Below are 10336 nucleotides of genomic sequence, written 5' to 3' on the forward strand. Positions count from 1 at the left end.
GCCTGATAAGCGTGAGGTCGGTGGTTCGAGTCCACTTAGGCCCACCATATTCCACAGTAGCTCAGTGGTAGAGCTATCGGCTGTTAACCGATCGGTCGTAGGTTCGAGTCCTACCTGTGGAGCCATACGGAGAAGTACTCAAGTGGCTGAAGAGGCGCCCCTGCTAAGGGTGTAGGTCGTGTAAGCGGCGCGAGGGTTCAAATCCCTCCTTCTCCGCCAGTCGTTTTAAATTTAAATATGGCCCGTTGGTCAAGCGGTTAAGACACCGCCCTTTCACGGCGGTAACACGGGTTCGAATCCCGTACGGGTCATCTCAAAAAGGTTTGCATATATGCAAACCTTTTTTATTTGCGCTTTTTTTAAAGATTAAGTAAACAGAAATAATAGTTAGGAATAATTACCATGAATTTTCAGAATAAAAAGTAAGTTTTAAGCAGGATTTTCCCTATGTCATATGGAATTATTCATAAAGTAATAAAGTATAAAGAGTATGGGATAAAGAGTAATTTAAAAGAACATTTATTCTATTATATTTGTAGAAAAGGTTTATGTTTTTACTGTAAAAGGGAATGAGTGGTAAGAAGCGTATATTATGTGCGTATATTATGTTTGAAGTTAAAGGGGTGGCAAAAGTGAATCTAGCGGTTCAGCCTACTGAATTTGATGTTCATTTGTATCACGAAGGAAACTTATTTCGCAGTTACTCTATTTTCGGTGCGCATCAGGTAACGGTAGAAGGAATTGAAGGCGTACGATTTTGCGTGTGGGCACCTCATGCAAAGGGTGTAAGCGTTGTAGGTGATTTTAATAAATGGAACGGTTTTCAACATTCAATGGTTAAAGTTAATGAAGAAGGTATTTGGATGACATTTATCCCTGAATTAGAACAAGGGACTATTTATAAATATGAAATCATCACACAAAGCAATCAAAAAAAATTAAAAGCAGATCCATACGCTTTCTTCAGTGAAGTGCGTCCAAACACTGCGTCTATTGTTTACTCAGTGGATGGGTACAAATGGAACGACCAATATTGGCGTAGAAAGAAAAAACAGCAAAATATATATGAAAGACCGCTGTGTATTTACGAGCTGCATGCAGGGTCTTGGAGGACTCATGAAGATGGCAGCCTTTATACATACAGTGAATTAGCACAGGAGCTTATTCCTTATATTGCTGAACAAGGTTTTACACATATCGAGTTATTACCAGTCATTGAGCATCCGCTCGACCGATCCTGGGGATATCAAGGAACTGGATACTATTCGGCTACCAGTCGATACGGTACACCTAAAGAGTTGATGAACTTTATAGATGAGTGTCATCAAAACAATATAGGGGTTCTTTTAGATTGGGTACCCGGGCATTTTTGTAAGGATGAACATGGTCTGTATATGTTCGATGGAGAACCTACTTATGAATACAAAAAAGAACCCGATCGTGAAAACTACGTTTGGGGAACAGCTAATTTCGATTTAGGAAAGCCTGAAGTACAAAGTTTTCTGATTTCGAATGCTTTGTTTTGGTTGGAGTACTTCCATATAGATGGATTTCGAGTAGATGCTGTAGCTAATATGCTTTATTGGCAAAATTCTTCTGGAAAAGCAGTGAATGATGGAGCTGTCAGCTTCTTGAAAAAGTTGAATGAAGCTGTTTTTGAATCTGATGAAACGGTATTAATGATGGCAGAAGATTCAACGGACTGGCCGCTTGTTACAGCGCCTACGTATGAGGGCGGTTTAGGCTTTAATTATAAATGGAATATGGGATGGATGAATGACGTTTTAACATACATGGAAGCTGGCGTGGAAAGACGTCCCTATCTTCACGATAAAATGACCTTTTCACTAATGTATGCGTTTAACGAAAATTTTATTTTGCCGCTTTCCCATGATGAAGTCGTACATGGGAAAAAATCATTACTTAATAAGATGCCAGGTGATTACTGGCGCAAGTTTGCACAGCTTCGACTGCTATATGGATATTTCTTTGCACACCCTGGAAAAAAGCTTTTATTTATGGGCGGAGAGTTTGGCCAATTTGATGAGTGGAAAGATTTAGAGGAGTTGGATTGGATGCTTTATGACTTTGACATGCATCGCAATCTTAACGGATATATGAAGGATCTCATCAAGATTTATAAAAGAAGCAAGCCTTTATACGAATTAGACCATAATCCAGATGGATTTGAATGGATTGATGTTAACAACCATCATCAACAAATTTTCTCTTTTATTCGTAAGTCGAAAGAAAATCAGGAGATTTTTATAGTTGTTAGCAATTTTTCTGAGCATCCATATCATTCTTATAAAGTTGGAGTTCCAGTTGAGACAGAGTACATTGAAGTTATTAACAGTGATGACGAAGTGTACGGCGGTTCAGGCATTGTAAATAAAAAGGCATTAAAATCAGTGGATGAATCGTTTCACGGCCAACCTTTTTGCATTGAAATGAATATTCCGCCGTTTGGCATTAGTATACTACGAGCAAAGAGAAAACGAGGGGAGAGAAAACAACATGTTAAAAAAGAAATGCGTAGCGATGTTATTGGCAGGAGGAAAAGGTAGTCGGCTCAGTTCGCTTACAAAAAATCTAGCAAAGCCAGCTGTACCATTTGGTGGTAAGTATCGAATTATTGATTTTGCTTTAAGTAATTGTACAAATTCAGGTATTGAAACAGTAGGTGTATTAACCCAATATCAACCGCTAGTTCTCAATTCATACATTGGAATTGGAAGCGCTTGGGATTTGGACCGACGGAATGGTGGCGTCACGGTATTGCCTCCATACGCAGAGTCAGATGGAGTAAAGTGGTATAAAGGCACGGCTAGTGCTATTTATGAAAATTTGAACTATTTGACACAATATGATCCTGAGTACGTACTGATTCTATCAGGTGATCACATTTATAAAATGAACTATGAAAATATGCTTGATTATCATATAAACAAAGAAGCAGACGTAACGATTTCTGTTATTGAAGTACCTTGGGAAGAAGCGAGCCGTTTTGGTATTTTAAATACAAATAGTGACCTAGACGTAATGGAGTTCGATGAAAAACCACAGCGTCCTAAAAATAATCTAGCTTCCATGGGAATTTATATTTTTAAATGGAGTATTTTAAAAGAATATTTAGAAATGGATGCACGCAATCCGTATTCAAGCCATGATTTTGGTAAAGATGTTATTCCGCTTTTACTAGATGAAAAGAAAAAGCTAATTGCATACCCATTCCAAGGTTATTGGAAAGATGTAGGAACTGTAAAAAGCTTGTGGGAAGCGAATATGGATTTGTTATGTGATAAAGACGAGCTTAATTTATTTGACTCTTCATGGAAAGTATACTCTGTTAACCCTAATCAGCCTCCTCAATATATCGCGCCAAACGCCTGCGTGGTGGAGTCATTAGTAAATGAAGGGTGCGTTGTCGAAGGAAACGTAGAGCAGTCCGTGTTATTTCCAGGTGTACAAATCGGCTCAGGTTCTGAGGTTAAGAAAACGGTTGTCATGCCTACTGCAAAGATAGGTTCTAACGTATATATTGAAAACGCAATTGTTCCATCGGATATTGAAGTTCCAGACGGTACTATTATTCGACCGACCAAAGGAAGCGAAGAAGTAATTCTTGTTACTCAAGAATTGATTGAATCAGTTGCTAAATGCATTTAACGAACAGAGAGGATGAACGACATTGAATAATCAAATGCTTGGTATTATTGATGCTTGTACAAACACAACAGCGCTGCAGCCTTTAACTTTTTATAGATCGATTGCTGCCATTCCTTTTGCAGGGCGCTATCGATTAATCGATTTTACGCTTTCTAACATGGTGAACTCTGGAATTTCGAGCGTTGCCATTTTTCCTCGTGACCGCTACCGCGCATTGATGGATCATATAGGTTCAGGAAAAGAATGGGATTTGGATCGGAAGCGAGATGGATTGTTTATCTTCCCTCCTATGACAAGTGATTTACACTTAGAAAGTCCATCACTATTCACGCAGTTCCGTTACCATATTGATTATTTCTTAAGAAGTAAGCAGGAATACGTATTAATTGCTAATAGTTATACGATATGTACAGTTGACTTTGAGCACGTGCTACAACGTCATATTGCTTCAAATGCAGATATTACTGAAATGAAGCAGGGTGATAAATCGCTTAATATGTATATTATTAATAAATCGATTCTAGTTAATATTTTGCAAAATGAATCGCATGATTTTTATACGATTAAAGAAATGGTTCGATATATGGCACAATCTCATCGTGTAGAAAAGTATGAGCACCATGGATATACGGCTGAGATTTCTAGCTTAGATGCCTACTATAAAACAAGTATGGAAATTTTATCTCCAGATGTTTGGAAGCAGCTATTTATTAACGAACGTCCTGTTTTCACTAAAGTAAAAGATGAACCGCCTACTCGTTACGCAAAAAAAGCGGTTGTGAAAAACTCAATGATCGCAAACGGGTGCGTGATTGAAGGGCATGTGGAAAACAGTATTATCTTCCGAGGCGTTAAAATTGGAAAAGGTACGGTCGTTAAGAATAGCATTGTGATGCAAAAAGGCGTTATTTTAGAAAATAGTGTATTAGAAAATGTTGTTTTAGACAAAGATGTGAAAATAGGAAGTAATGAAACGTTGCTAGGTGAGTCAGGTCTGCCTAGAGTCATTGCTAAAGGAACAACTCAAGGAGCGTTGATGAAGTCGTGAATGTATTATTTGCTGTATCAGAATGTGTACCTTTTATTAAAACAGGAGGATTAGCAGACGTAGCTGGTGCCCTGCCTAAAGAATTAAAAAAGTTAGGAACGAACGTATGTGTAGTCATGCCAAAGTACGGAACGATTCCTCAACATTATCAAGATGAAATGGTGCTTGAAAAAGTTATTCATGTGCAGGTTGGGTGGAGAAGACAGTACTGCGGAATTGAATCGCTAACGATGGATGGCGTTAAATATATTTTCATTGATAATGAATATTATTTTAAAAGAGATAGCTTATATGGGCACTACGATGACGCTGAACGATTTGCTTTTTTCAGCAGAGCCGTGCTTGAAGCTATCCCATTTTTAGAGAATGAGCCTGATATTATTCATTGTCACGACTGGCATACGGCTATGATTCCATTTTTACTTCGTGCTAATTATGATATGTATGATCATATTCAAACGGTCTTTACGATTCATAACTTGCAATTCCAAGGAATTTTCCCTAAGAGCAATTTATATGAGTTATTAAATTTAAATGAATATTATTTTACTACAAGCCAGCTCGAGTTTTATGGGAATATTAATTTTATGAAAGCTGCGCTTGTATCAGCTGATAAAATTACCACGGTAAGTCCTACATATCGAGATGAAATTCAAATGCCATATTACGGAGAAAGTTTAGATGGATTATTGCGTCAGCGAAATCAAGATTTGATTGGGATTGTAAATGGAATCGATGAAGAAGCTTATAGCCCAGACGCAGATCAGCTTATATCTTATCCTTATTCGGTAGAAGAGATTGAAGGAAAATATAAAAATAAAAAAGAGCTCCAGCGCTATCTTGAATTAGAAGAAAATAAGGATGTTCCAATTATTTCGATGGTTACAAGGTTAACTCAGCAGAAGGGATTGGATTTAGTTAAGCACGTTTTCCATGAGACGGTTAACTTAGGGGCCCAAATTGTTATTTTAGGAACTGGAGAACACGAGTTTGAGCAGTTTTTCCGTGAGATGGAAGATACGTACCCGCAACAAGTAAAAGCCATTATTGGTTTTAATGAGGAACTTGCTCATAAAGTTTATGCCGGTACGGATTTATTTTTAATGCCTTCCCGTTTTGAGCCTTGCGGACTCGGACAATTAATAGCCTTAAAATATGGAACCATTCCAGTCGTTCGTGAAACGGGCGGCCTGAATGATACGGTCAAAGCTTATAATGAATATAGCGGAGAGGGAAATGGCTTCTCTTTTAAAAATTATAATGCTCATGACATGCTTCATACGTTAGAAAGAGCTGTTTCATTTTATCACCAGAAAGATGTATGGAAAAAATTAATGATGGATGCTATGAGTCAGGATTATAGCTGGGGGCAATCGGCATTTAAATATAATCAATTGTATTCAAATTTGACATCTACTCCATCGTGAAAGGGTGAGCAGATTGTTCTCTGATAAAAAAAGCTTTCAAGAGGCTTTTTTAAAAAAGCTGGAAATGACATATGGAAAGAGCTTTAAAGAATCTACTGTTCAAGATCACTATCATACATTAGGAAATATGGTGCGAGAGTATATTAGCAGCGATTGGATTTCAACCAATGAAATTCATAGGTCTTCACATACAAAGCAAGTGTATTATCTTTCTATCGAATTTTTATTAGGCAGACTATTAGGTCAAAATCTGTTGAACTTAGGAATTCGGGAAGTTGTAAAAGAAGGATTAAGTGAGCTGAATATTTCACTTGAAAATATTGAGGAAATAGAAGTAGACGCCGGATTAGGAAACGGCGGATTAGGCAGGCTGGCTGCTTGTTTTTTAGATTCTCTTGCTTCACTTAATCTTCCTGGCCATGGTTATGGGATTCGCTATAAACACGGTTTGTTTGACCAAAAGATTGTAAACGGCTTTCAAATTGAGCTCCCAGAACAGTGGTTAAGGCATGGGAATTCATGGGAGGTACGCAAATTAGATCAAGCTATCGAAGTGAATTTTTGGGGCGAAGTTGAAATGGTACAGGAAGACGGAAAATTTTCTTTTCGTCATGTAAAAGGAGAACCGGTCTCTGCTGTTCCTTATGACATCCCGGTTATCGGATATAAAACAGATACAGTGAATACACTTCGCCTTTGGAATGCGGAGCCTTCATCATTTCCAGTACATAAAGATGTGATGGAGTATAAGCGTCAAACAGAGGCTGTATCAGAATTTTTATATCCGGATGATACACATGAAGATGGTAAAATATTAAGATTGAAACAGCAATATTTTCTTGTGTCAGCTAGCTTACAAAGTATTATCAGAGCACATCGAAATACCTATCAAACACTTACAAACTTTCACGAAAAAGTAGCCATTCATATTAACGATACGCATCCTGTACTTGCGATTCCTGAGCTAATGAGAATTTTACTGGATGAAGAAAAAATGGAATGGGAAGATGCATGGCATATTACGTCCAATACCATATCATACACAAATCATACGACTCTTTCTGAAGCCCTTGAGAAATGGCCGATTGACTTATTTCAACCCTTGCTTCCACGCGTGTATATGATTATTGAAGAAATTAATGAACGCTTTTGTAAAGAATTATGGGAAGTATATCCAGGAGACTGGCAGCGGATTGAAAATATGGCTATTTTAGCGCACGGGTTAGTAAAGATGGCTCATTTGGCAATTGTGGGAAGTTATAAAGTAAACGGCGTGGCAAAGATTCATACTGATATTTTAAAAGAACGAGAAATGAAAGATTTTTATCAGTTTTATCCTGCTAAATTTAACAATAAAACGAACGGAATTACCCACCGGCGCTGGTTGTTAAAAGCTAACCCGCAGCTTTCCTCCCTTATTACCGAGGTGATAGGAGATAAATGGATTAAACAGCCGCATTCTCTTATAAAGCTCCAAGAGTATGTGGAAGATCCAAGCTTTTTACAAGGACTAAAAACAGTAAAACAACAGCGTAAAAAGCTGCTTGCGGATATGATTCAAGAGCAAACGGGAATTAAAATCGATTCACATTCTATTTTTGATGTACAGGTTAAAAGGCTTCATGCTTATAAAAGACAGCTTTTAAATGTGCTGCACATTATGTATTTGTACAATCGATTAAAAGAAGACCCTAATTTTCAAATCGTTCCTCGTACATTTATTTTTGGTGCGAAAGCTTCTCCGGGTTATTATTATGCAAAAAAAGTCATCAAGCTAATTAATTCTGTAGCTGATGTTGTCAATCATGATCCACAAACATCACCGTTTTTAAAAGTCGTTTTTTTAGAAAACTATCGGGTGTCACTTGCAGAGTATATCTTTCCTGCAACGGATGTCAGTGAACAGATTTCAACCGCCAGCAAAGAAGCTTCGGGAACGGGAAATATGAAATTCATGATGAACGGAGCGTTAACTCTTGGCACGCTGGACGGAGCGAACGTCGAAATTAGCGAGGCAGTAGGAAAAGATAATGCCTTTATTTTTGGATTAAAAGCCGAAGAAGTGTTGAGCTATCAGCAAAATGGGGGATACCGTGCCTATGATTATTACCATCATGATAAGCGGATTCGACAAGTGCTCGAGCAGCTTACAAACGGCTTCCTACCAGACACATATGACTTGTTCGAGCCTATATATGATTCATTATTAATGCAAAATGATGAATACTATGTACTCCGTGACTTTGACTCATACGTTACGGCACAGCAAAAAGTAAACGAGGCTTATAGAAATGAAAATAAATGGCTTCAAATGAGTGCGACGAACATTGCACATTCCGGCTTTTTTTCTAGTGATCGAACGATTGAGGAGTATGCATCTGATATTTGGGGAATTCACTCCACTAAAAATTTATTAAATTAATAAATAAAAAAGGTGTAGTCAAAGACTACACCTTTTTTATTTTATCTGTTGTCACCGTTTAAGAAATCACCTAAAGAACCAAGGATACTGCCTTCACCTTTACCTCCCGTTGGCGAAACTGCACTTGATAAAACGCGATCAGCTAGTCGGCTAAAAGGAAGAGATTGAATCCAAACTGTTCCTGGTCCTGACAGAGTAGCAAAAAACATGCCTTCTCCTCCAAACAGAGCTGTTTTAATTTTCCCTACATATTCGATGTTGTAGTTTACATCACGGGTCATGGCCACTAAACATCCAGTATCCACGCGAAGGCGTTCACCCGGCTGCAGCTGTCTTTTATGAATGGTCCCGCCTGCATGCAAAAATGCCAAGCCATTACCTTCTAATTTTTGCATAATAAAACCTTCACCGCCAAAGAAGCCCGTTCCTAGTTTTTTTTGAAAATCAATGCCAACGGATACGCCTTTGGCAGCGCATAAAAAGGAGCTCTTTTGACAAATGATTTTATGATCGAGCTGCTCTAAATCGACAGGAATAATCTTGCCTGGAAAAGGTGAAGCGAAAGATACTTTTCGTTTGTGATAGCCGTTATTTGTATATACCGTCATAAATAAACTTTCACCAGTTAATACGCGTTTCCCAGCTCCTTTTAGTTTACTAAAAAGCCCGCTGCTGTTGGAGGAAGAACCGTCACCAAAAATGGTTTCCATCTCAATATCATCTTCCATCATCATCATTCCTCCAGCTTCTGCTATAACACTTTCTGAAGGATCTAATTCAATTTCAACAAACTGCATGTCATCTCCATACAATTTGTAATCAATTTCATGTGCATTCATCATTTTCACCTCATTATAATTCTAATCTCCTATTCATTCGATGTCATCTCCTATAGCTCCTACTAAAAATAGAAAAAAGAGTAGTATGAAGAACTACTCCTTTTCAGTGTATGGATCTTTCTCATAGGCCGGTAAATCTCCAAATATGGTCATCGTACCTTCTTCATCCAGTGCATTTTCATATCGCTCATGCTCTTTTGAAGGGTAAATAGGAAGAGGCTGTCCATATAAATCGGTAGCGGCAAAGTTTTCATAATCTTCAACGTACCCGATAGCTTCATCTGCCTCAATATAGGTTTCACTATAGTTAGCCGTATCTTCTATAAAATCAGAAGGAGATTCAGACGTCCCGTAACGCGCAACGTCTTGCCAAGAATCTTCTGCGTCATATCCTGTCGTTTCGGTATCGTCATAGTCGTATTGACCAAATGGGTGATGGAGAACATTTTCTTCTACAGGTCTGTGCTTTGGAATATCCTGTGATGGGCTATGTTCTCTACAGTATAAAGTAGTTGGTACAGCCTGAAGTCTTTCAAACGAGATATCTGCTCCACATACTTTGCATGTTCCATACGTGCTGTGAGCGATTGCCTGAAGTGCTTCTTCTATTTCATGTAGCTCTTGTTTTGCATGTTCATTTAGTGCAAGGTCTTTTTCACGCTCGTATGTTTCCGTGGCTGTGTCACCAGGGTGGTTATCGTAGCTTGAAAGTTCTCCTACAGCATCGTGAGCGTCGCTTCGAGTTAGACCAAAATGATCATTTTGGTCAAAGTGCGATTGAATATCAGCCTGCTGCTGCTGTAAATTTTGTTTTAACTGACTGATTTCTTGTTTTGAAAGTGTCATGAAGCTCCCCCTTAAAAATTTAGTGTGCTTTTGTAGTATGTGTTAAAAATTCAAAAAAACACGATTCATATTAGGAGGATTTGGG

At 38.2% G+C, this 10336-nt stretch carries 7 protein-coding genes and 3 tRNA genes; 8 read left to right on the forward strand and 2 right to left on the reverse strand.

Features of this window, described 5'->3' with window-relative positions; genetic code table 11:
* Positions 1–50: 50 nt before the first annotated feature.
* The 8 genes from MMB69_RS00005 to MMB69_RS00040 all read left to right on the forward strand — a co-directional run bounded on the left by MMB69_RS00005 (position 51) and on the right by MMB69_RS00040 (position 8566).
* Positions 51–125: transfer RNA gene (locus MMB69_RS00005), tRNA-Asn, on the forward strand.
* A 3-nt stretch (positions 126–128) separates the two neighbouring features.
* Positions 129–219 (forward strand) — tRNA-Ser (locus MMB69_RS00010).
* Positions 220–239: 20 nt separating this feature from the next.
* Positions 240–311: transfer RNA gene (locus tag MMB69_RS00015), tRNA-Glu, on the forward strand.
* 294 nt (positions 312–605) lie between these two features.
* The gene (gene glgB / locus MMB69_RS00020; protein ID WP_264408637.1) at positions 606–2567 is read left to right on the forward strand and encodes a 1,4-alpha-glucan branching protein GlgB; all 1962 of its coding nucleotides are present in this window, start codon (positions 606–608) and stop codon (positions 2565–2567) included.
* On the forward strand, positions 2518–3669 hold the full coding sequence (locus MMB69_RS00025; RefSeq protein WP_016765788.1) for a glucose-1-phosphate adenylyltransferase: 1152 nt from the start codon (positions 2518–2520) through the stop codon (positions 3667–3669). The genes glgB and MMB69_RS00025 overlap by 50 nt, the downstream gene beginning before the upstream one ends.
* 22 nt (positions 3670–3691) lie before the next feature.
* Positions 3692–4717 carry a glucose-1-phosphate adenylyltransferase family protein gene (locus tag MMB69_RS00030; protein WP_025750736.1) on the forward strand — a complete coding sequence of 342 codons (1026 nt, stop codon included), beginning with the start codon at positions 3692–3694 and terminating at the stop codon, positions 4715–4717.
* A complete protein-coding gene (glgA, locus tag MMB69_RS00035; RefSeq protein ID WP_050688669.1) occupies positions 4714–6144 on the forward strand; it encodes a glycogen synthase GlgA in 1431 nt (476 codons plus the stop codon). The genes MMB69_RS00030 and glgA overlap by 4 nt, the downstream gene beginning before the upstream one ends.
* Positions 6145–6157: 13 nt before the next feature.
* On the forward strand, positions 6158–8566 hold the full coding sequence (locus tag MMB69_RS00040) for a glycogen/starch/alpha-glucan phosphorylase (RefSeq protein ID WP_264408635.1): 2409 nt from the start codon (positions 6158–6160) through the stop codon (positions 8564–8566).
* Between the two features lie 41 nt (positions 8567–8607).
* Here the strand turns inward: MMB69_RS00040 and MMB69_RS00045 are convergent, their stop codons facing one another.
* Both MMB69_RS00045 and MMB69_RS00050 read right to left on the reverse strand, forming a co-directional pair.
* Positions 8608–9405, reverse strand: a complete 798-nt coding sequence (locus tag MMB69_RS00045; RefSeq protein WP_264409270.1) for a TIGR00266 family protein — start codon at positions 9403–9405, stop codon at positions 8608–8610.
* A gap of 93 nt (positions 9406–9498) precedes the next feature.
* A complete protein-coding gene (locus MMB69_RS00050) occupies positions 9499–10251 on the reverse strand; it encodes a TraR/DksA C4-type zinc finger protein (RefSeq protein ID WP_277446998.1) in 753 nt (250 codons plus the stop codon).
* Between the last annotated feature and the right edge of the window lie 85 nt (positions 10252–10336).

The sequence above is a fragment of the Priestia sp. P5 genome, assembly GCF_029522155.1.
Taxonomy (GTDB): domain Bacteria; phylum Bacillota; class Bacilli; order Bacillales; family Bacillaceae_H; genus Priestia; species Priestia megaterium_E.